Annotated in this window: 18 protein-coding genes and 1 pseudogene; 15 read left to right on the top strand and 4 right to left on the bottom strand. The window is 46.8% G+C overall.

Going from position 1 to position 21,773, the window contains the following annotated elements; all coding sequences use genetic code 11:
- Positions 1–66 precede the first annotated feature (66 nt).
- From ACN6MW_RS07360 to ACN6MW_RS07310, 11 genes are all read left to right on the top strand, one after another.
- A complete protein-coding gene (locus tag ACN6MW_RS07360) occupies positions 67–1,641 on the top strand; it encodes a glycoside hydrolase family 43 protein (RefSeq protein ID WP_419874881.1) in 1,575 nt (524 codons plus the stop codon).
- A gap of 180 nt (positions 1,642–1,821) precedes the next feature.
- On the top strand, positions 1,822–3,093 hold the full coding sequence (locus ACN6MW_RS07355; protein WP_419874880.1) for a glycoside hydrolase family 1 protein: 1,272 nt from the start codon (positions 1,822–1,824) through the stop codon (positions 3,091–3,093).
- 170 nt (positions 3,094–3,263) lie between these two features.
- On the top strand, positions 3,264–4,229 hold the full coding sequence (locus ACN6MW_RS07350) for an ABC transporter permease (protein ID WP_419874879.1): 966 nt from the start codon (positions 3,264–3,266) through the stop codon (positions 4,227–4,229).
- A 12-nt stretch (positions 4,230–4,241) separates the two neighbouring features.
- A complete protein-coding gene (locus tag ACN6MW_RS07345; protein ID WP_419874878.1) occupies positions 4,242–5,126 on the top strand; it encodes a carbohydrate ABC transporter permease in 885 nt (294 codons plus the stop codon).
- A gap of 107 nt (positions 5,127–5,233) precedes the next feature.
- Positions 5,234–6,991: a sensor histidine kinase gene (locus tag ACN6MW_RS07340; RefSeq protein WP_419874877.1), complete on the top strand. Its 1,758-nt coding sequence runs from the start codon at positions 5,234–5,236 to the stop codon at positions 6,989–6,991.
- Positions 6,988–8,586: a response regulator transcription factor gene (locus tag ACN6MW_RS07335; protein WP_419874876.1), complete on the top strand. Its 1,599-nt coding sequence runs from the start codon at positions 6,988–6,990 to the stop codon at positions 8,584–8,586. Before ACN6MW_RS07340 ends, ACN6MW_RS07335 begins: the two co-directional genes overlap by 4 nt.
- A gap of 246 nt (positions 8,587–8,832) precedes the next feature.
- Positions 8,833–8,988, top strand: a complete 156-nt coding sequence (locus tag ACN6MW_RS07330; RefSeq protein WP_419874875.1) for a hypothetical protein — start codon at positions 8,833–8,835, stop codon at positions 8,986–8,988.
- A 33-nt stretch (positions 8,989–9,021) separates the two neighbouring features.
- Positions 9,022–10,617 carry a DUF5597 domain-containing protein gene (locus ACN6MW_RS07325; protein WP_419874874.1) on the top strand — a complete coding sequence of 532 codons (1,596 nt, stop codon included), beginning with the start codon at positions 9,022–9,024 and terminating at the stop codon, positions 10,615–10,617.
- Between the two features lie 128 nt (positions 10,618–10,745).
- Positions 10,746–10,961, top strand: a complete 216-nt coding sequence (locus ACN6MW_RS07320; protein WP_419874873.1) for a hypothetical protein — start codon at positions 10,746–10,748, stop codon at positions 10,959–10,961.
- Between the two features lie 49 nt (positions 10,962–11,010).
- Positions 11,011–11,769, top strand: a complete 759-nt coding sequence (locus ACN6MW_RS07315) for an SDR family oxidoreductase (protein WP_419874872.1) — start codon at positions 11,011–11,013, stop codon at positions 11,767–11,769.
- Positions 11,770–11,974: 205 nt separating this feature from the next.
- Complete coding sequence (locus ACN6MW_RS07310; protein WP_419874871.1) at positions 11,975–14,284, top strand: glycoside hydrolase family 2 TIM barrel-domain containing protein; 2,310 nt, start codon at positions 11,975–11,977, stop codon at positions 14,282–14,284.
- Positions 14,285–14,454: 170 nt separating this feature from the next.
- On the opposite strand, the gene ACN6MW_RS07305 is transcribed toward ACN6MW_RS07310, so the two are convergent.
- Positions 14,455–15,003 carry a PadR family transcriptional regulator gene (locus ACN6MW_RS07305; RefSeq protein WP_419874870.1) on the bottom strand — a complete coding sequence of 183 codons (549 nt, stop codon included), beginning with the start codon at positions 15,001–15,003 and terminating at the stop codon, positions 14,455–14,457.
- A 244-nt stretch (positions 15,004–15,247) separates the two neighbouring features.
- On the opposite strand from ACN6MW_RS07305, the gene ACN6MW_RS07300 reads away from it, so the two are divergent.
- Entirely contained in the window at positions 15,248–16,468 is a 1,221-nt protein-coding gene (locus ACN6MW_RS07300) for a cytochrome P450 (protein WP_419874869.1), read from the top strand.
- A gap of 297 nt (positions 16,469–16,765) precedes the next feature.
- Here ACN6MW_RS07300 and ACN6MW_RS07295 read toward each other — a convergent pair.
- A pseudogene (locus tag ACN6MW_RS07295) lies at positions 16,766–16,952 on the bottom strand (IS5/IS1182 family transposase); the annotation flags it as partial.
- Between the two features lie 563 nt (positions 16,953–17,515).
- Here ACN6MW_RS07295 and ACN6MW_RS07290 point away from each other — a divergent pair.
- A complete protein-coding gene (locus tag ACN6MW_RS07290; RefSeq protein ID WP_419874868.1) occupies positions 17,516–19,090 on the top strand; it encodes a hypothetical protein in 1,575 nt (524 codons plus the stop codon).
- A 106-nt stretch (positions 19,091–19,196) separates the two neighbouring features.
- On the opposite strand, the gene ACN6MW_RS07285 is transcribed toward ACN6MW_RS07290, so the two are convergent.
- Both ACN6MW_RS07285 and ACN6MW_RS07280 read right to left on the bottom strand, forming a co-directional pair.
- On the bottom strand, positions 19,197–19,448 hold the full coding sequence (locus ACN6MW_RS07285; protein ID WP_419874867.1) for a helix-turn-helix domain-containing protein: 252 nt from the start codon (positions 19,446–19,448) through the stop codon (positions 19,197–19,199).
- A gap of 249 nt (positions 19,449–19,697) precedes the next feature.
- Positions 19,698–20,183, bottom strand: a complete 486-nt coding sequence (locus tag ACN6MW_RS07280; RefSeq protein WP_419874866.1) for a DUF2975 domain-containing protein — start codon at positions 20,181–20,183, stop codon at positions 19,698–19,700.
- A 921-nt stretch (positions 20,184–21,104) separates the two neighbouring features.
- Between ACN6MW_RS07280 and ACN6MW_RS07275 the strand changes: the two genes are divergently transcribed.
- Both ACN6MW_RS07275 and ACN6MW_RS07270 read left to right on the top strand, forming a co-directional pair.
- Complete coding sequence (locus ACN6MW_RS07275; RefSeq protein WP_419874865.1) at positions 21,105–21,329, top strand: hypothetical protein; 225 nt, start codon at positions 21,105–21,107, stop codon at positions 21,327–21,329.
- Between the two features lie 14 nt (positions 21,330–21,343).
- Positions 21,344–21,649 carry a hypothetical protein gene (locus ACN6MW_RS07270; protein WP_419874864.1) on the top strand — a complete coding sequence of 102 codons (306 nt, stop codon included), beginning with the start codon at positions 21,344–21,346 and terminating at the stop codon, positions 21,647–21,649.
- The last annotated feature ends 124 nt before the right edge of the window (positions 21,650–21,773 follow it).

Raw genomic sequence — 21,773 nt, 5'->3', positions numbered from 1 at the left:
CGGATCGATGCGTCGCTCGAAGCGTTATTCATTAGGCCCTCTATTTTCCGATAAGGAGAGTAAACTATGGCAACATTCAAAAATCCTGTTATCCCGGGCTTTCATCCCGATCCCAGCGTTTGCAGAGTCGGAGAAGATTACTATCTGGTTACGAGCTCCTTCGATTATTTTCCGGGCATTCCGATTTTCCATAGCAAGGACTTAGTGAACTGGCGTCAGTTGGGGCATGTGTTGACGCGAGAAAGCCAGTTGCCGCTTATGGGTATGCTTCCGCAGGGATATTCTCAAGGGATTTACGCGCCAACGATTCGTTATTACAACGGGCGCTTCTACGTTATTACGACGAACATTTCCATCCAGAAAAGCTTCTATGTGTGGGCTGAGAGTCCAGAAGGGCCTTGGTCTGAACCGATCTACCTTGAGGGCTGGGGTGGCGTAGATCCGTCATTGTTCTTCGATGAAGATGGCAACGTGTATTTGACGGGCACGGCTAACTTTTATGGGGAAAGCGCAGGTATTTATCAAGGGGAGATCGATATCGCAAGCGGGACATTATTAAGCGAGCGGCGGTTGATATGGGAAGGTACGGGCGGAAGCCATCCCGAAGGTCCGCATCTATATCGGATCAATGGGTGGTATTATCTCATGGTGGCGGAGGGCGGAACGGAATACGGACACATGGAAACGATCGCGCGGAGCCGCAGCCCGTACGGTCCGTTCGAGAGCAATCCGGCGAACCCGATCCTCTCCAATCGAAGTACGCCGAAGCCGATTCAGGGGACTGGACATGCCGATCTCGTACAAGCTGCAGACGGCAGCTGGTGGTGCGTATTTCTAGGCATTCGGCCGGTCGCTAACGCGAAACGCCATATCCTGGGCCGTGAGACGAATCTGGCGCCCGTCACTTGGAACGAAGAAGGTTGGCCGGTTGTCGGCAATCATGGCAGAGCCGAGCTTGAGCACGATGCCGGAAGTTTGCCGCTAGGAGAGCCAATTGAGTGGGTAAGCCGGGATGATTTTGATTCGGACAAGCTGCAGCCGGCTTGGAATTTCTACCGGAACCCCGCCCCGGATTCGTGGTCTCTGACAGACCGGGCGGGAAGGTTGACGCTCAAGGGGCAGGCTTGCACCTTGAACGACAAAGATTCGCCGGCGTTCGTCGGCCGCAGACAGCAGCATCTAAATTGCGAGATCAAAACCCTGCTGGAGTTTGGGCCGTCGGAAGAAGGCGAAGAGGCCGGACTAACCGTATTCATGAACGAAAAATTTCATTACGAAGTTGCTAGGACGATAAAGGGCGGCAATCCAAAGCTTATCCTGAGGCGCCGGGTCGGAAGCATCATACAAGTCGCAGCAGAAGTGGATTACGCCGAACCGACAGTTATTCTAGGCGTACAAGCGAACGAAGTGTTGTATACTTTTACGTACGCTGCTCCCGGCAAGGAACCCGTCGTTATTGGCAAGGGTGAGACGGCTTTCCTATCCAAGGAAGTCGCGGGGGGCTTTACCGGCGTGTTCTTTGCGATGTATGCGACCGGGAATGGGAAGAACACAACAACGCCTGCTCATTTCGATTATCTCGACTATCAACCTTTGGAAGATAAACCGATGGATTTTTTCACGATTATGTCATTATCTTGAGGAAACGTTGATTCCTGCTCTTCACGGAGCGGGAATTTTTTGTTTTGCCGGAATGATGACTCTGCTTAAGAAGTCTTGAAAACGTTAGCGGATTAGTCGCGATAACGTTAGTTGGCCCTATGGCAATTGAAATATGATGATTGAGAGATTATAGACCAAACTAGAGAGGAGCAATGCAATATGGCAAGTCAATTTCCCGAAGGATTCTATTGGGGGGCCTCGACGGCCGCTCATCAAGTTGAAGGAAATAATACCCACTCCGATTTCTGGCTTATGGAAAATTTGGAGGGATCGATTTTTAAGGAGCGTTCAGGCAGCGCCGTAGACCACTATCGGCTGTTCAAGGAAGACATCGCGCTGCTCTCCTCGTTCGGATTGAATTCGTACAGGTTTTCATTCGAATGGGCGAGGATTGAACCGGAAGAAGGGTGTTTCGACCCGGCAGCCATTGAGCATTATCGGGAAGTATTGTTGGCCTGCCAAAGTTCGAATGTAACGCCGATTGTCACCCTGCACCATTTCACTACGCCGCAATGGCTCATTCGTGCGGGGGGATGGGAATCGGCTGAGACGCCTGCCCGTTTTGCCCGTTATTGTGCCCATGTCATGAGGGAATTAGGCGAGTTGATTCCTTTTGTTTGCACGATCAATGAAGCGAATATCTCCATCGGCATTGCGAAAATCATTAAGCGGCATCAAGCTGGGGGAGGCCAAGCGCAGGTCGGAATCAATACGGATAATATGAGCCAGATGCAAAAGTATTTCACGGCATTGGGGCAAGCATTCGGCGTTCATCCGCAAGAGGTGCACTCTTTCCTCGGTGCTCGTACGGAGCAAGGGCTGGAAGTTATCTTCAAGTCGCATACGGAGGCGAGAAGCGCGATTCGTCAGGTGAGTCCGAATACCCGGATTGGACTGTCTTTGTCGCTGTATGACATTCAATCGATCCCAGGCGGAGAAGTGCTGGCTGCTGAAGCTTTTCACGAAGAATTCCTGCAGTTTCTTCCTTATCTGGAAGACGACGATTTCTTTGGCTTGCAAAATTATACCCGTATGGTATACGGGCCGGATGGTCTTCTGCCAGTTCCCGCGGATGTGGAAAAAACCCAGATGGGGAACGAGTATTACCCGGAAGCGCTTGAGGGAGCCGTTCGTTTCGTCTCCAAGCATCTGAAGCAGCCGATTATGATCACGGAAAACGGAATCGGGACGGACAACGACGAGCGCCGCGTTGCATTTATCGATCAAGCGTTGAAAGGCGTACAAGCTTGTATTTCGGAAGGAATCCGAGTCATTGGTTATATGCATTGGTCTCTGCTCGATAACTTCGAATGGCAGCTCGGCTTCTCGAAGACGTTCGGATTGATCGAAGTGGACCGGTCAACCCAAGAGCGCAAGCCCAAACCGAGCGCGTATCATCTAGGAAGCATCGCTAGGGATAATTCGATATAAGAGCGGTTGAAGCCGGATCCAGAAGAGGATCCGGCTTCATAATTAAGCGGGGTGAAAAGTCGTTAAACCGTTATTGAAAAAGTCGTCATTCCGTTAGTTGGCCGTTTGGTCATCCCTTATGATAAGGATAGTCAGAATTAGAAAACACATGAACAGGAAGGGGAACGACTATGGCACAAACCTCTGTGGTAAATGCCCAACAAGCCGTAAAGAAACAAAAGAAAAGGAAGACCCATTATCGGAAATATGCGCCGCTTCTGATTATGATGATTCCCAGTCTTCTTTACATTTTGATCAACAATTATCTCCCAATGCTCGGGATCGTCATCGCATTTAAGGACGTGAACTTTGCCAAAGGCATTCTGCAGAGTGATTGGGTAGGACTCGCCAACTTCGAGTACCTGTTCAAGACTTCCGATGCGTACATCATCACGCGTAACACGATTCTCTACAACCTTGTGTTCATTATTCTAGGAACGGTGCTTTCGCTCGCCTGTGCGATTCTGCTAAACGAAATCAAAAGCAAGGTTTTGGTGAAGACGTACCAGAGCATCATCACGCTGCCGCATCTGATTTCCATGGTTATCGTAGGTTATCTCGGATTCGCTTTTTTAAGCCCGGACACGGGATTTCTTAACAAGACGGTGCTGCCATGGCTCGGCATCGAGGAAGGGATTTCGTGGTATACGGAAAATAAGTACTGGCCTTGGATTCTGACCTTGGTCCATTTCTGGAAGGCCATCGGGTATTCCAGCATCGTATACTTCGCAGCGCTGCTTGGCATTGACGAAGAATATTACGAGGCGGCTAGACTTGACGGCGCTTCCCGATGGCAGCAAATCCGTCACATCACTCTGCCGATTATTGTGCCGGTCATCACCATGTTGACGCTGCTAAACATTGGAAGGATTTTCTACTCTGACTTCGGCTTGTTCTATCAGGTTCCGATGAACTCCGGGGCACTGTTCGAATCAACTTCCACGATTGACACTTATGTCTTCAGAGGGCTGACGGGCTCAGGCGACATCGGTATGTCCACAGCGGCGGGCGTCTATCAATCTATCGTCGGCTTTATCCTCGTCATCTTGGCGAATCTTATCGTGAGGCGTTCCAACAAAGATAATGCGCTTTTTTAAGGAGGTCTTGACATGAAAAACGAAGACAGAGTTATAACCTGGTTTAGCCATATTTCAATGTTCCTATTCGCTGCGGTTTGTCTCATTCCGTTCCTGCTGCTCATTTCGGCATCCTTTACGGATCAGAATGCGATCACCGCTCACGGTTATTCTTTCATTCCTCAAGTGTTTAGTACGTCTGCTTATGAATATTTGTTGAATAGAGGATCAGACATCGCGAGAGCTTACGGTGTAACGGTATTCGTTACGGTCGTCGGTACTGTGGTCGGGTTGGCACTTACGACTTTGCTGGCTTATCCGCTATCCAGAAGTGAAACGCCGCACCGATATCTGATTATGTTCATTGTCTTCTTTACGATGCTGTTCCATGGAGGTCTCGTCCCCTCGTACCTGGTGTACGCGCAATTGCTCGATTTTAAGAACTCGATTTGGGCGCTTATCATACCGGGGCTGCTCACGAATGGCTTTTACATCATGATGATGCGCACATTCTTCCAGTCGACCGTGCCGCCGGCGTTAATCGAATCGGCGCAGCTGGACGGTGCCAGCGAGTACCGGACGCTTTGGTCCATCGTACTGCCGCTGTCGACGCCCGTCCTCGCGACAATCGGCTTGTTTACCTGCATCATGTACTGGAACGACTGGCAGAACGGGATGATTTACATCACCAACCCGGAGCTGTTCAGCGTCCAAAATCTGCTGAACCGAATTATGCAAGATATTCAGTTTATTAGCACGAATTTGAGCTCTAACGCGGGCGAGGCCATGCAGCAGATGCCGACTGACTCGGTTAAGATGGCCATTGCGGTAATCGGCGTGTTGCCGATCCTGGTCGCCTACCCGTTCTTTCAGAAGTATTTCATCAAAGGGATCATGATCGGTGCCGTAAAAGGTTAAACGGATCGTAAATGAGGTCCAAACGCCGCAACCAAGCACAAGAGGGTTGTGGCGCTTGGACTTTCATTTCGTATATGATGGAGGAAACCGATTAAGGAGCCAGGAATATGAAGATACCCGGATTGTTGCTGCAACGGGGTTCCCTGAATTTCAAGTTGATTTTAAGCGTGCTGATCATGACGGGACCGCTGTTAAGCATGCTTTTATATAACAACTTTTATGCCATTGATGTCGTTAGGGAGCAGGTCGCGGATTCGTATAAAAACATGCTGACACTATACATGAAACAGATCGATTCCGGATTAAACGATGTCGATGCCTATTTGAACTCCATGTTATCGGGTATTGATTTGGTTTCTCTTGATCAGGCCGAATCGGATGCGGATTATTACGATTCGAAGGTGTTTTTGTTTAACAAATTGGGCAAGGATATCGCTTTATACGACTCCCTGAGTTCTTTTTTCGTTTATGCGGAGAAACGGCAAGAGTTTATGGATGTGAATAAGACGCAAAACTTAACGTTGGAGGAAAAGGATCTCATCCAACAATATGTCTCCGATCTTATCCGATCGGCCAGCATTTTTAAAGGTAACTCGGCGCAAAGATGGCATTACGCCCGAATCGGGCAAAATGATTATCTTATCGATATCGTCCGATACGGCAGCGTGTATTTGGGGGGCTGGGTGAGAACCGACCAATTGATGGCGCCCCTCCAATCTCTTCAGATCGGAGAAGGGGGGAGCGTATTGCTCGCGAATGACCAGGGAGAACCAATTACGGACACGGAGCTTGTCGACGAGAACGGAATCCAGCTGCACCAAAGCGAAGGCGACTATTATTTGACCGGTTCCGACCGGAAATATTTGATCGTCGATTCGGCTTCCGTCAGAGGCAACTTCAAGCTGGTCGCCGTCATACCGGATCACCTCATCTTGGATAGACTGCCGTACCTGCAAGGGATCATATGGATAATTACCGCTTCTTCCCTGCTCTTTATCCCGATCGGGCTGTATTCCATCAGGCAGGCCATACTCGTGCCGTTATACCGGGTCCTTCTCTCGATGAAGAAGGTCCGAGGCGGGGATTGGAGCATTCGGGTCGACATGCACAAAGGCGGTTCGGAGGAGTTCAGAATACTAGGAGAATCATTCAACTCCATGATGACTGAAATCGAAACGCTTCGCGTCAACGTTTACGAAGAGCAGTTAAACAAGCAGAAGGAAGAGCTGCAGCGGCTGCAGCTGCAGGTTAACCCCCACTTTTTCCTGAATTCGCTAAATATTGTTTATAATTTGGCTAAGGTTAAAAATTATGAATTAACGATGAAATTAACGCGGTCATTGGTTCACTATTTCCGTTACATGTTCAGAAGCAATACGTCATTCGTTCCATTGAAAGACGAGCTGGAGCACACCCGGAACTACTTGGGAATTCAAGCCTTGCGTTTTCCGGAGAAACTGACGTGGACACTTGAAGTCCCGGACTACTTGACGGATACGCCGATTCCTCCCCTCGTCATTCAGTCGTTCGTCGAAAATTCGATTAAACACGCGGTCACGATGGACAGACCCGTCCATATTTCCGTACGGATTGACTTTGTGGACGAAGACAGCGGATCCTGGGTGAAAATCAGCATTCTAGATACGGGCTGCGGGTTCGGCGAAAAGGTGCTTCGCGAACTGCAGGCGGGCAGAAGCGTCGAAAACGAACGTGGAGAGCATACCGGAATATGGAACGTTCAGCGACGGCTGATGCTATTGTATGGAGATTCGGTACCCATTCGTTACGCTAACGATCCGGAAATCGGCGGCGCGTCTGTATTCATCATTCTCCCGATTAATCCCCTAATGGAGGACAAGCAATGAACGACCATTTGCTCATCGTCGACGACGAAATTCATGCCATCGAAGGCGTAAAAGCGGATCTCGATTTGCAAAAACTAGGGATCTCGGAATTGTATACCGCCAATAATATTAGGCAGGCGAAAGAATGGTTCGAAAGCGCAAGAATCGATATTCTGTTATGCGATATCGAGATGCCGCAAGGGAACGGCTTGGAATTGCTGACATGGGTAAAGGAACATTATCCTCACACGGTCACGATTTTTTTAACGAGCCATGCCGACTTTAAATACGCGAAAGAAGCGCTTTCGCTCGGCAGTCTTGACTATTTGCTTAAGCCGGTGCTCGCGGAAGAGCTGGAGAACGCTATTCGAAAGGCCCAAGCCGTAATCGACAAGAACAGCGAAAACAATCGTAACGTTAAATTCCATCAATTGTGGCAGAAAAATCAATCGTTCATCATCGAACGATTCTGGTTCGATTTGATCCACCATTCGATCCCTAGCCAACAAGCCGCGATTCGGGAGCAGGTCGAACAGCATCATATCCCGATTACGGAAGATTCGGTTTTCTTTCCGATCTTGATTTCCATCCAACGCTGGAACAAAGAGATGAAGAGCAGAGACGAGAAAATTCTTGAATACGCGCTTAAAAATTCCGCGCAAGAGATGCTTATCGGAAGCCATGATAACGGAATCTGTTTTCAGCTCGACAGAGGGCTGCTGCTCGTGATCTTGATGTCGGAAAGGGATGTCCCGTGGAATGAGGAAAGGCTAAGGGAAGCCGCCGATCTCTATGTGGAGTCTTGCCATCGCTATTTCTACTGCAACCTTTCCTGTTATTTGGGACGTTCAGCAGAAGCTCATGAGATGGCCGGAATAGTCGCGGCGCTGCGGGATCGCGACCGGAACAACGTTGCGTACATCAATCGGGTATTGGCTCTCGACCGTACGGAGCAAGCGGATTACCCGGCACAGCTGCCTGAACTCGGCGCTTTGTCTTCGTTGTTGAAAACCGGAACGAAGGAATCCGTCAAGCACGAAGTGGAGAAATACCTAGACGATCTCGTTACCAATCATGAGATCAATGCGGATACGCTGCATCAATTCAGTCAGAACTTTATCCAGGTTCTGTATACGTTTCTGAACACGAATGGCATACAGGCTCACCAGTTATTCGGGGATGAACCGTCAAGGCGCTTATCGGAAATGGCGGGGCGTTCCGTTACCGATATGATTGTCTGGGTTCATCATGCCGTTAACAAAGCCATGTATCAAGCGGAAGCGGTCAAGGAAAACGATACTGTCGTTCTAACCGTTAAACGGTACATTTCGCTCAATATGGATCAAGACTTGTCGAGAGAGACAATCGCTGAGCAGGTTTATTTGAACCCCGATTATTTATCCAGAATTTTCAAAAAGGAAACGGGATACTCCATTTCGGACTACGTCTTATTGGAAAGAATTAATAAAGCGAAGGAGCTGCTGCTCCAAACGAACGTGTCCGTAAGCGCCGTCGCTTCTTCGGTTGGATACACGAACTTCTCCCACTTTGCAAAAATATTCAAAAAGTATGTGGGAACAGGGCCAACGGAATTTCGCAACCAGCCCGGCAAATAAGATGAAGAGGTTGTCGTTCAATGCGGCAGCTTCTTTTTTTAGTCGTGAAAGTGTTATTCAGTATGTCGTCTAACCGTTAGTCCGCCCAAGGGCAAGAAGATATGATGAAACAAAGTACGAAAGGGGATGGGTAAAACATGAATGACAATCCGAGCGCAAGACGCCCGGTCGCTGTTCTAACGGCTTTCGATGCCGGTATGGTTCCGGTTGATTCGCTGGTACTTCGTCCCGCCTGAGTATGGAGCCATGCGCATATTCGAAGCGGCAACCTCGCCGGCCGATGACGGCCGGAGCGGATTGTACTTCGAGTCCGGACGTCCTGCCGCTCTGCCTCGTGTTGCAAGAGATACCGCTGTGCAACAAGAGTTGTTGGCGATTCTTCGCGGGATGGCGGATTCGTAAACACCATTAACATACATTAAGAGGGGGATTTACATGTTGAATCAAGTGCTGCAAAGAAAAGAACACCTTCTAGTCGATCAAGGGAGACCGTTTATTATGCTGGCGGGAGAGGTCCATAATTCAAGCTCATCATCCGCTGAATATATGGAACCCATCTGGGAAAAAGCTGTTAGGCTCGGCATGAACAGTTTATTGCTGCCCGTGACTTGGGAAATGGTCGAACCCGAAGAAGGCGTGTTTGATTTCCGAATCGTGGATGAACTGATTGCTCAAGCGAGAAGGCATGAGATGAAACTTGGCTTCTTATGGTTTGGCGCCTGGAAAAACGCGCAGTGTTATTATGCGCCGTCGTGGGTCAAGACGGACTTGGAACGCTTCAAAAGAGCAGAAGTTGAGAAAGGCAACAATAGGACAGATTTAAAAGATTTCCATGGGATGTCATATACAACGCTTTCCTATCTTTGCGAAGCAACCTGTGCGGCGGATGCCAAAGCGTTTCGGGAATTGATGCTGCATATTAAAAAAGCGGACGAAAAAGAGCAAACGGTTATTTTGATTCAGGTGGAGAACGAACCGGGTCTGCAAGGGGCTGCGAGAGAACATTCCGATACGGCCGATGCTTTGTTTGAAGCGAATGTCCCGCAGCCATTTGTCGATTATATGATTACGCACACCGGAACCATGGCCGCGGATGTCCGCCAGGCCGTCGAGAATGGCGCGAAGAGCGGTAACTGGCAGGCGGTGTTCGGAGATGCAGCGGAAGAAATATTCAGTGCGTATCACGTTGCAAGTTATATAGATAAAGTAGCTGCTGCTGGCAAGGAGATTTATCCCCTGCCTATGATGTCCAACTGCTGGTTGGACAAAGGGCAGAAGGCCGGGAAGTATCCGAGCGGCGGGCCGGTATCCCGGATGATGGAAGTGTGGAAATGCTGCGCGCCTAATGTGGATGTGATCGCACCGGATATTTATGTTCAAAATTTCTGCGACGTGTGCGACGAGTACGTCAAGATGGACAACCCTCTCTTTATTCCAGAGACGGCGACCCATAGCTACGCAGGCCCGAGGCTGGTTTATGTGGTGGGGCATTATCATGCGTTGGGATTTGCTCCGTTCGGTTTTGAGGACATGGGAGAGCCATTTACGGCTATCGACAGCTATCTTTTCGGCGTGGATACTTCCGACCCCATGTTGAGAACACCTCAAAACGTAGAGGAATACGCATGGTATAACAAAACGATTAACAGCATGATGCCGTTATTGACAGAAAAATACGGGACATCGGATTTGCAGGCCGCGATCGTCGAACGTCCGGATCAGGACACGATGATGTTCGGGGAGTATGGCTTCAAAGTAATGATGAATATGCCCCTTTTGACTCGGAAAGATGGGGTGTGCCTTGTGCTGAAGAAGACCGCGGACGAGTTTTATATCATTGCGAGTGGCTGTGCCGTCTTCCCTTTCTCCGCAAATCCGACAAAGCCCAACGTGGATATCTTATCCCTGGAAGAAGGGCGGTTTGAACAAGGGAATTGGAAAATGACCCGGCGGCTGAATGGGGACGAGGTCGCAATCATGCGGTATGAGAAGCCTACGTTGCTGAAAATCAAATTGTTCGGGTACCAATAAAGAGGGCGCAGAAGTCGTGAAAGTGTTATTCGAGATGTCGTCTAACCGTTAGTCCAGCTTGGGTCAAAAGGATATGATTGTACTTAGCAAGCATACGATCGCATGACTTAAAGGAGGTGAATACGACAATGAAATTCGATCAAAATTCCAAAGTAGGAGACTTGCTGGGGAACGCTGCAGCGAAAGTCGTGCTGGACAAATATATCCAAGGATTTTCGACTAACCCAATGACTGGAATGGCTGGAGCTTTTTCGCTCAGTCAATTGGCAGCATTCCCGCAGGCGAATGTCTCTGCGGAAGTATTGGCACTCATCGTTTCTGATTTAGCTGCTATCGAAGAATAAATAGAAGAACCGGGTATTCCGAAGAGTCGGAACCAAGGAGGTTGATTAGATGAAACTTAAGGGCAAAGTAGCGATCGTTACTGGAGCGGCATCGGGGATGGGCAAAGCAATCGCGGAGCTCTTCGCCGAAGAAGGTGCGAAAGTGGTCGTTTCCGATCTGAATGCTGATAACGCAGGCAAAGTGGCCAAGGAAATCGGAGCGAAAGGCGGAATGGCTATCGCGGCGGCAACTAATGTCGCCATCGAAGAAGACGTTCAACGCTTGATCGACATAACGGTTCAAACGTACGGTACCGTGGACATTCTCGTCAACAATGCCGGCATCATGGACAATTTTGTTCCTGCTGGGGACTTGACGGACGAGCTATGGGACAAGGTGTTCGCCGTGAACACGACCGGTCCAATGCGTACGACGCGGAAGGTTCTTCCTATCTTCATCGGCCAGAAGAAAGGAGTCATCGTGAATATCGCTTCGGCCGGCGGCTTGTTCGGTTCCCGGGCGGGCGCTGCCTATACCGCTTCAAAGCACGCCGTAGTCGGATTTACAAAAAACGTCGGCTTCCAATATGCGACGCAAGGCATACGCTGCAATGCGATCGCGCCGGGCGGGGTCGCAACGAATATCGCGTTGACCATAACGGCACCGAATCCTTTCGGTGCGGAACGTACACAGATCGGCATGGGTATTAACCCCGCCATTGGCCAACCGGAAGACATCGCGAAGGTTGCGTTGTTCCTTGCCTCCGACGACTCCAGCTTTGTCAACGGCACGACGGTTACCGCGGATGCGGGCTGGACGGCCTATTAAACGAAGAACATCGTTCCCCTTAACGAAGGCAGGCGCGGAATCCGCTCCTGTATCGTGAGGGGATTTTTTTTCTATAGATAAGAAGTCGTCAGACCGTTAGTCGATAAGTCGTAAGAGTGTTAGAGGCGAGAAGCTATTCGTTTTATCATAGGAGGATAACGGTAACACCAATTATTGAGACTGAGTCTCTGGGGGAGCGAGTAGAATGAGAAAGATCAATTCGATAAATGATGCATGGCGTTTTATACGCCATAACGATGAGCTGGCTGAAGCCGTATCTTACCAAGACGACCATTGGAGCGAAGTACGTCTCCCACACACCTGGAATGCGGTCGATGGGGCGAACGGGTATGAATATTACCAAGGCGCTTGCTGGTACAGAAAGGAGCTCGTCCTTGATTCTTCCAATGAGGGTAGGAAAGTGTTTATCGAATTCAACGGTTCCAATAGCATTACCGATGTCTATGTGAACGGTCGGCATGCGGGTCAGCACAAAGGCGGTTACTCAACCTTCAGATTTGACATTACAGCTGACGTTGCCTTTGGATCGAAGAACGTGATCACTGTTAAGGTGGATAATACGGTCGTGGACGACGTCTATCCTCAGAAAGCGGATTTTACTTTCTATGGCGGTATATACCGCGATGTGAACATCCTTATAACGAATCCGGTTCATTTCGACGCGATGGATTACGGTTCGAGCGGCGTTTATATCGTACAGGAACAGGTGTCGAAAGAAAAAGCCCATCTCAAAATCGAATCCAGATTGGTAAATGACAGCGACGAGGAGAAGAAAGTCAGGCTTTGGGCAGATATTGAGGATGCCGATGGCGGTTCCGTAACTTATGCCGCCAAGGAAGTCGTCTTGGCCGCAGGCGAGTCAAGAACGGAAACGCTGGCATGCGTCATCGACAGTCCGATTCTCTGGCACGGAAGAAATAATCCCTATATGTATCAGGCTACCGTTTCCATGACTAGCTTTAACGACACGGTGGATGAAATCGCGATTCCGTTCGGCGTTAGGTACTTTCATGTCGACTCTGAGAAAGGTTTCTTCTTGAATGGCGAGCAACTGCCGTTGTACGGCGTATCAAGACACCAGGACAGGAAGGATATGGGCTGGGCCATTACGGAACAAGAGCAAATCGAAGATATGGCATTGATCAAAGAAATCGGAGCGACTTCCCTTCGACTCGCCCACTACCAGCACAGCCAAACTTTTTACGATTTGTGCGACAAAGAAGGCATGGTGGTATGGGCGGAGATTCCTTTCATTTCAATTATGTCGCAGAACGAATTGGAAGGGATCAATGCCAAGCAGCAGATGCTGGAATTGATCAAACAGAATTTCAATCACCCTTCGATCATATTCTGGGGGCTGCAGAATGAAATTCAAATCGGCGGAGAACGTCCGGAGGTTAGAAAACTCGTTAAAGAGTTAAACGAATTGACCAAAAAAGAAGATCCTACCAGACTAACGACGATGGCCAACGTTCTATTCGTCGACGAGAAAGACGAATTCAACCGCATGACGGACGTGGTCGGATACAATAAGTATTACGGCTGGTATCACGGCAAGACAGAAGATTTCGATCCTTGGTTGGACAAGTTCCATGAGATTAATCCCGACAGACCGCTATGTATTTCTGAATACGGCGTAGAAGGGATCGTGCAATACCACAGTGCTGAGCCGAAGGTGAAAGACTACACCGAAGAATACCATGCGCTGTATCATGAAGTCGCTTGGAAAATTTTCGAGAAAAAGCCGTTCCTTTGGGCAACGTATGTTTGGAATATGTTCGATTTTGGAGCCAATATTCGAGACGAGGGCGGAGTCAAAGGAAGAAACAATAAAGGGCTGGTCACCTACGATAGAAAGATTAAGAAGGATGCTTTCTATATGTACAAAGCCCATTGGTCCAACGAGAAATTTGTCCATATTACCAGCAAGCGCTTTGTGGATCGGGCCGAGGACAGCATACAAGTTAAGGTCTATTCGAATTGCAATAAGGTTACGCTTTATTTGAATGGCGAAGAGTTGCAATCTATATCCAGTGAAGAGAAAATCTTTGTCTTTGAGAGAGTTGTCCTGGCGGAGGGCATGAATGAAATCCGTGCAGTTGCAAGTGAAAATCTCATAACCTATCAAGATCTTGCATGGTTTAATAAGGCGAAAGAACCGAATGTAAGTTATGAAACGCCGCCGGTTGCGGATAAAGGCGAAGAAGTTAACAACTGGTTCGAACTGCCCGAGACGAGTACAGAAGAGTTAGCGAAGTTACAGATTACAGACGATGTGTATTCCACCCGCTGCACGTTTAAAGATCTGTTTGCAAACAAAGATGCGGAAATCGTCCTGAATAAGTATTTCGGAGAAAGTTTCAGGGACATGCCGCAATACCCCATGATGCAAGGATTTACGATTGACATGTTGGCAGGTATGGCGCCGGAAAATTTCCCTGACAAGCTCATATTCGCCATTAATAAAGAACTCACCCAAATAAAAAAAATGTAGTTCTGAAACGGTGGCTGAAGCCCTTTAAGCGGTTCAAACCTGTTGCTCTACTCATAGATTTATTGAAAAAGAAATAAAGTAGAGACATCGTTCAGTATTAATATCCCCTCCATGTAAACGATAGCGTGCTTCCTGCATGGTTTGCATGGAGGGGATTGACTGGTTAGCAATTAGAAGGATGTATCTTCGTGGTCTGAAGCCGAGGCCGCCGATTGGGCGATCAACATCAACTTCTTCACCCATGTCCATTCATGCTCGGTTTGCGTCCTGCTGAAATGAATGACTTCCGCGGCAAAACGGTTTTCCGAATGGATTTCATCGAATTTGCGGTATCGCCCCATTTCTTCCTCCAACACCGCCAGCCGTTTATGCAATATCTCGAGCTGCACATTGGGGTCCAATCGGTCGAACAGCGCGACGCGCACCATAAAATCCAATGAATTGGCAGCCGTTTTCCTCGGAAAATCGCGAATGAGCTCATTAAAGATTTCTTCCCCTGTGTTCGTCAAAAGATAGATATGCCGGTCAGGTTTACCCTCCGTTTTCTCGATCTTCTTGCTTATCGCACCCATTTCCAAAAATCGCCGCAATGCAGGATACAATAAATTATTGTTGATTTCGAACGAATCCCCTAGCGCTTCCTGAACGTTTTTTTTGATTTCGTAGCCGTGCTTCGGACCGGATAATAACTGTCCCAGAATTAAGATGTCCGCGTACATAGGGACCTCCTTCAGTGAATTTTTTGTGAACGGCGTTATCCAAATACCGGAAATTCGAATTATATGTTAAACTAACCTATGTAAGATTAACATAGAATTTTGGCAAAGCCAATAATGGCTGCGTCTGGAAGGAGGTTTTTCGAGCTCTAATGATTTATTGAGAAACATCATCATGAGAGGAAGGCCGATTGTAAAATTAAAACGCGCAATTCATGCAAATGAATCCGGTTTGGAGGGAACGATTATGAATGGGAAGCGTCAGATGATCCTGCTGAACGAAATCACGAAGCTTAACACCAAGGAAGCTGGGTGGGAACCGTATGCTTGGTATAAGGAGATGAGGGACAATAATCCCGTCTATTACGATGCCGAGCAAGATGTTTGGAACGTGTTCTTATACGACCATGTTAAACGCGTGCTATTCGACCATGAGCTGTTCTCTAACAAAAAGAAAAGAAGCTTGATTCCGATTCCCGATCGGCTTGAAAGCCGCAGCAACGTCAATTTGGTGGATCCGCCGGAACATCGGAAACGGCGTGCCCTCCTTTCTCAAGCCTTTACTCCCCGTAGTCTCAAAGAGTGGGAGCCGCGGATCCAGGGTATCGTTGACGAGTTGATTGCGGACATGGAAGGCGTCCCGACTATCGATATCGTGGAGAAGCTGGCAATTCCATTGCCCGTTACCGTCATTGCGGATCTTCTGGGGGTTCCTTCCAATGATCGTCATTTGATCAAAGGATGGTCCGATATTCTCTTCCTCCCGTATAACATGGAGGCATATGCCGATATCGACAGGCGAAAAGGAATCGCCATGAAGGAGTTCGTGGAATACTTGTATCCCATTGTCCTGAAGAAACGGCAGCACCCGGAAGATGACATCATATCCGACTTGACCAAGGCCGAACTGGATGGCGAACGATTAACGGATGAAGAAGTGGTCATGTCGGCCATCGGCCTGCTCGGCGCGGGCAACGAAACGACGACCACGCTGCTCTCCAATATTTTCTATTCCATGCTTTACGACGGGCCGAACGTCTATCAAGAACTTAAAGCCGACTTGCTCTTGGTTCCCAATGTAGTCGAGGAAGTGCTTCGTTTCCGGTTTCCCGCTTCGATGGATCGGAGGGTAGCCCAAGATACCAATGTCTTCGGGCCCCAGATGAAGGAGGGGCAAGCGATCGTGGCATGGATCGGAGCCGCGAATCGGGATAAATCCCAATTTGCAAGTGCCGACGTTTTTGATATCCATCGTCCGGGAAATCAACGACATCTAGCGTTCGGAGCCGGTCCTCATTTTTGTTTGGGCGCACCGCTCGCACGGATGGAAGCGAACATGGCTATAGCGTCGTTTGTGAAAAGGTTCGCCGGCATTCATCGGGTGGAGGCGTTCGACGTAGGCGAGCATTTAACCGAGTCGATTGCAGGCCAGTCTTTAACGAGTTTGCCTATCGGACTTCAGTCGTAGCGCTTATCGCGAGCGTTATGTAAATACGAAGTAAGCTAAAAACAAAGAGGGACGCCTCTTTGTCAGATTGTCGAGAAACCCAAGTTTCTTTCAAAACGTTGGGTTTCTCTTTTTTTTCAGGGCGCTTTCCGGTACAGTTTTTTGCCAGACTTGCTGAGCCGGTTTAATCGCACTTGCTCTTAACTGTCTTCCCAGATGTGCCGGGTGACGATCTTGCGTTTGTTACGAGATCGCGTACACTTCTCCATCAGCGGACATCGAGTGCGAGTGTTTCTACTGCAAAGCCAAACCTTTACGCTGACGATTTAATCGAGAGAGGTACGGCACGGAATCGTGAACATTGCCTACGGTTACGAAAACATCAGTAATGAGATTGTACTTTACATCGACGGTAAGATGATCCAGATAAAAAGAACTCTTCCGGCTTTCCTTCCCGAAACATATAACCACTATTCGGGACGGTTGTACTAACCCTCACTCTTTGTCCTCATCGCTGCGTTGAGCTCATCCAAAAAGTCCCGTGTGTTTTGCTGGAGGCTACTGAATAACTCGTAGTTTGATGGAGCAGCAAAAAGATGCAAAGCAAAAGACGGACCCCTTTCCCAGTTTTCGGGAAAAGAGTCCGTCTTTTTGCTGTCTACTTAACTGTTCATTTTGGTTTCTTAGTCCATTAGCTTCAATATTCGCTTCAAGTTAACAGTAAAGATCGCCATAGCGCCTTGTAACTTCATACCAACAAGACCCGAAGATGACGCCACATTAGCATCCATCCTTAAACGGACATCTTTTGAAAATCTCTACATCGAAGTAGTAGGTATCCTTTTAGTTTTTACCGATTCCTTTTTTACCTGTCCGCGCTTGTAGATTCCGGTAGGATAGCTTCAATGCAAAGGCGGATTCATATGATTCGTACTTCCTTCAACGAAAATTGTGGAATTCCAATATAGGAAGTCGGTAAAACCGTTATGGAAAAGTCGTGAGAGTGTTAGTGATCTCTTAAGATTAACCTTATGATGAAAATGATATAAAAAACAGGAGGCGATTTTGGTGGAAAAAAGAGATGCTTCAATCGGAAGAGTAGTGGTAAGTACTGTCCCAATGCCGGATGATGTTATTCTGCTAATAGGTACTTACACATACTCCGGGAAAGTACTAGTTTCGTATAAGACAGAGAAGGATATTCATACAGCCGATTTTTATAACCTAGCTATTCTCAATGATGATGGAACGGATTTCAGGGTGATCTTCTCCGGCGTCATTCCACAAAAACCTAAGGCCAACGGGATTCGGTATATGCCCTATCAGGATAATAAGCGGGTGCTGCTGGGAGATTACGTGCTCGAATGCACGCCCGATATTGACACCTGCACAAGCGCAACGTTGGTTCCCATCGCATATCCTTCGATTCTCGAGGAAGATGCGCGCACAACCCATCACTGGTCGGAAATCATCATCGCGCCTGACAATAAGCATATGAGTTGGACGATACTCCGCTCAGATCTTGGTGCCGCTGTAGCGATAGGCGTACTGGAACGCAAAACGGATCACTATGCGATCGAAAACGTACAGCTTATTAACAACATACATTCCTTTGAGCATGACCCGACCAATCCTGACTTTATCATTCCGAGCCCCTTACGGGGAGGGGAAGTGAAGCAGTTTGTGCGGGGAGGAAATGCCATATCCGTCGTTGGGGGAAAACATAACAGTACCACCGATTCCATCGTGCAGGATTTGACTTCCGACAATCTTACGCAAATCACCTATACCCCAGGATATGATGAAACCACTATCTTTTCTCCCGATGAGCGATTGGGAATTGTCATGAGCACCAGGTTCTCGAAAAATACGGATCAGGCCATATTCGGACTTATGCCTAGGCCCTACGGGATCTATACCACGATGGGGATGATTAGTTATCAATATATGTATGCAGTAGATGGAGTACGTAAATTCAGGCCAGGGAATATTGGTCCGGTATTGATCGACATTCAACGTTCCATGCACGAAGCAGGATATCAAGGGATACAGCTGACAACGGACGAGAAGAATTGGGTTTATAGCTCGCCCATGTCCTGGCATCCGGACGGGAAACGGGTCATGTGGCCGGAGATGCTAAGAGGCAGCGACGGCACACAAATGCGGCTCCAGACAGCGAAGTTGCCAGATTATAAGCCGGAATCTCCTGTACCGTTTACAACAACTACTGATAATATCCCGTATGGTATAAAAGACTTGACCGTAATGGATTCCGTTAATCCAAAAATAGAAGGGAAAATTGCGGGGAAACACTCCGGATACATGAACTATTTCCGGAATGTCACCGGTTACTCGGGTAAGACGGTGGCGCAGTATGTCAACTTTAGTGATGACGGCGAAAATTTCTATAATGGATATGAGAAGAACCATTATAACGCAGACGAAGGTTGCCGCTATGAAACTGACCTTCAATTGACTGGCTCCAATCAAGGGGAAATGAATTTCAGGGCAACATTCTCGGCGCTTGTAGGACCTGAGCCAGTCAGGCTGTTATTTGATACAGATGCAGATGGAAAGCCCAAAAGTTACGGATATGCAACCTATAACGATATTACACTAAACATTGCAGAACTGTTGGAATAGTTCTAAAATAACGACATATTGAAACTGTTTCTAGCTTCATACGGAGTAAGCTAAAAACAAAGAGGGAAGCCGCCTCTTTGTTTTTTTTCATTGCGGAACCTGATAATCAGACGGAACGAATCTTATTAGGTGTGGTGTGGTAATGTTCCTTGAACTTTTTGTAGAAAAACCCCACGTTGCTATAGCCCACCTGCCGGGCGATCTGTTCCACGGATAAATCGGTGGATTCAAGCAGAGCCAGCGATTTTTCAATCCGAACCTTTTGGATGTATTGGGACATATTCAAGCCGGTCCTTTTCTGGCAAAGCCTGCTTATATAGTCCGGGTTGTAATGGTATACTTCCGCCAGCTTTTTCATTGTAGCAATTATATGCATTTATTTAGCGTGGAGCAGCTTCAGGCTTGCAGTTCATTAAACGAAAGGCTATGTTAATTTCTAATGTTGATATGTGACCATAAGAAAACCGCCTTGGTGAAAAGGCGGTTCATTGAGCTATCGTCCACGTAGTTAAATAAATTAGTTGTCTGATTTTTTTGAGTGTCTTCGTCGCTTTTGTACTCCAAAATATCATCTGGGTGTCAATCCAAAGTTTTAAATCTCCGGTATTCATTCATTTTTCGACTTTATATCTGGGGCATTTTTTAATGGTTTTTGAAGTGCATCCACAATGGCTGCGATGATACTTGTTGTTAAAATACCCATTAGACATAATGATGTAGGACCCGCCGCATCATCACTATCTGTAACTTGAGCAAGGACCCTTAAGCTTACTATTCCTAACAAAATGAGGAAAATGACTGTAAAAGCACATTTCTTTATAATCTTCAATGATTTAAGGGATAATTCAGAGAAAGCATTGTTCTTTTCGATGTAGGTTAATAGTTTATATGCTTGAGACAACGCAACAGAAAACGCAATACAGAATCCGTATGCACATACTAAAAAGGGGATTAGGAAGTAAGCCGTATCTGGATGTACCCTTGCATCTCTAACGGCTATCTCAGGCAACCAGATACTCAAAGCAAGCACTGCGATTCCAACCAGAAAAATAATTACTTTTAAGAAAGTGGTTGAACCTAGTTTAACATTCATTTAAAACACCTCGCTTATTTAATAACAACATGATTTTAGCATATGATTTGTCGTTATACAATAAATATTCATTGTTTTTTATTATGTTATTATTGTTATTTGATATTTCCTTTTGATTTTGACAAAAATAAAAAGCATTTCTCATTATCGTTAGTTCGCATGTATCAAATATCAACAACAAAGTTTAACATAGCCAAACGAAAAAGAAGTAGGAGAAAACAATCGTGCCCATATTACTATGGGTATCGATGTCGGTATACATTGTGAGTCACCGAACTATGCTGACGAGTGGAGGGAACTTGGATTGGACTCCAATCAGAGAGAAATCGAGTCTGTACGGGTATTTTCAGCGCCTGCTTCCGTTTCTGTATCATGGGTGTATTGTAGAAAAGATCCAAGGAGCGCTACAAAATTGAAGAAAAGAACAGCGAACTCAAACATGGACACGGGTATGATGTAGCCACATCCTCGGTTCTGATTGGCGTTAAGATGCAAGGAGCTATGACCATAATCGCTGTAAATCTTAAGTGAATATTGAAACAGATGGATTGATAAGCAAGGTGAATAGCTCAAATTCAAACACAAGTAAAAGACATTCTACTCCCCAAAATACGGGAATGGATGTCTTTTTTATCTTATCTAGGGCTTCCTAAGGAAAGACGTAAGTTCTTCTGTGGCCTCGCTTCGCAGCATTTTTTCAGTTCGATGGCTAACTTGCTGAAACTTGTTGTTACAATTGAATAACGTCGTTAATAGATAAATTAATGTTTATTTTCAATATTGCATGTCGAAATTTCGGAAACAGATCGCTCTTAACCGCAATTTTGTATAGCCATTGCGTCTCGCGCATAAATTTTACACCGAAATCAAATAATACAAAGATCAAAAACAATAAAAAGCCAAGGGGAGAAGTCCACTCAAATGTATAATATATTGATTTTTCTTGTTGTAGTCGTTGGTATTTATTCAATTGTTATGTCTGTTACATTAATTCGTAAGCAACAGCGACAAAAAAGCGTTTTGGATAAAGGAATTCATCCAAATGCAGTCAAACACCCGGTAATTGGAAATCCTATTGTGATTCTTTATTTAGTATTTCCGATTGTTGTTGTAGTAGGTGCCATAATCTGGGGATTTATAAAATAGTGAGGAGAATTTGAATGTATAAAAAAAAATATTATATATCCGTTCAATCTAGAAATATCATGGAACATCAAGGCGATGCTGCCTATGAGCTGGAAATCGAAGCTACACCGGACGATATCGAACAGCTTAACAATGTGTTTAAATATCTTGAAGATTTTGATACAGAAACCTATTACAGAGCACATTATCCCATACCATACCATTATGATTCTGAAAATGACGGGTATGATTATTATCTCAAGGAAACCTATCGGATCCTGTATCGTTTGGGTACAAAAGAAACGAAAGATCATATTACAACCATGAATATTTTGGGGTAGAGCCAATGGGATAACATAAAACCCACATTAAGCTAATTGATGGGGTGCTTAATGAACCTCCACAGAGCTAAAACTTACGGATTAGCCCAATTGGAATTATGTATTAGCCGCAGTTGTCACGGAG

It is taken from the genome of Pristimantibacillus sp. PTI5 (genome assembly GCF_048572955.1).
GTDB lineage: Bacteria > Bacillota > Bacilli > Paenibacillales > Paenibacillaceae > Pristimantibacillus.
Note: the sequence above shows the minus strand (reverse complement) of the source record. Positions and strands in the feature narration are given on the sequence as shown.

What these genes read in the sequence shown, in the direction of transcription:
- ACN6MW_RS07350 (WP_419874879.1), top strand. Translation starts at nt 3,264, where the DNA reads ATGGCACAAACCTCTGTGGTAAATGCCCAACAAGCCGTAAAGAAACAA.
- ACN6MW_RS07300 (WP_419874869.1), top strand. Translation starts at nt 15,248, where the DNA reads ATGAATGGGAAGCGTCAGATGATCCTGCTGAACGAAATCACGAAGCTT.
- ACN6MW_RS07285 (WP_419874867.1), bottom strand. Translation starts at nt 19,448, where the DNA reads ATGAAAAAGCTGGCGGAAGTATACCATTACAACCCGGACTATATAAGC.
- ACN6MW_RS07335 (WP_419874876.1), top strand. Translation starts at nt 6,988, where the DNA reads ATGAACGACCATTTGCTCATCGTCGACGACGAAATTCATGCCATCGAA.
- ACN6MW_RS07315 (WP_419874872.1), top strand. Translation starts at nt 11,011, where the DNA reads ATGAAACTTAAGGGCAAAGTAGCGATCGTTACTGGAGCGGCATCGGGG.
- ACN6MW_RS07340 (WP_419874877.1), top strand. Translation starts at nt 5,234, where the DNA reads ATGAAGATACCCGGATTGTTGCTGCAACGGGGTTCCCTGAATTTCAAG.
- ACN6MW_RS07330 (WP_419874875.1), top strand. Translation starts at nt 8,833, where the DNA reads ATGCGCATATTCGAAGCGGCAACCTCGCCGGCCGATGACGGCCGGAGC.
- ACN6MW_RS07305 (WP_419874870.1), bottom strand. Translation starts at nt 15,003, where the DNA reads ATGTACGCGGACATCTTAATTCTGGGACAGTTATTATCCGGTCCGAAG.
- ACN6MW_RS07325 (WP_419874874.1), top strand. Translation starts at nt 9,022, where the DNA reads ATGTTGAATCAAGTGCTGCAAAGAAAAGAACACCTTCTAGTCGATCAA.
- ACN6MW_RS07275 (WP_419874865.1), top strand. Translation starts at nt 21,105, where the DNA reads ATGTATAATATATTGATTTTTCTTGTTGTAGTCGTTGGTATTTATTCA.
- ACN6MW_RS07310 (WP_419874871.1), top strand. Translation starts at nt 11,975, where the DNA reads ATGAGAAAGATCAATTCGATAAATGATGCATGGCGTTTTATACGCCAT.
- ACN6MW_RS07360 (WP_419874881.1), top strand. Translation starts at nt 67, where the DNA reads ATGGCAACATTCAAAAATCCTGTTATCCCGGGCTTTCATCCCGATCCC.
- ACN6MW_RS07355 (WP_419874880.1), top strand. Translation starts at nt 1,822, where the DNA reads ATGGCAAGTCAATTTCCCGAAGGATTCTATTGGGGGGCCTCGACGGCC.
- ACN6MW_RS07270 (WP_419874864.1), top strand. Translation starts at nt 21,344, where the DNA reads ATGTATAAAAAAAAATATTATATATCCGTTCAATCTAGAAATATCATG.
- ACN6MW_RS07280 (WP_419874866.1), bottom strand. Translation starts at nt 20,183, where the DNA reads ATGAATGTTAAACTAGGTTCAACCACTTTCTTAAAAGTAATTATTTTT.
- ACN6MW_RS07320 (WP_419874873.1), top strand. Translation starts at nt 10,746, where the DNA reads ATGAAATTCGATCAAAATTCCAAAGTAGGAGACTTGCTGGGGAACGCT.
- ACN6MW_RS07345 (WP_419874878.1), top strand. Translation starts at nt 4,242, where the DNA reads ATGAAAAACGAAGACAGAGTTATAACCTGGTTTAGCCATATTTCAATG.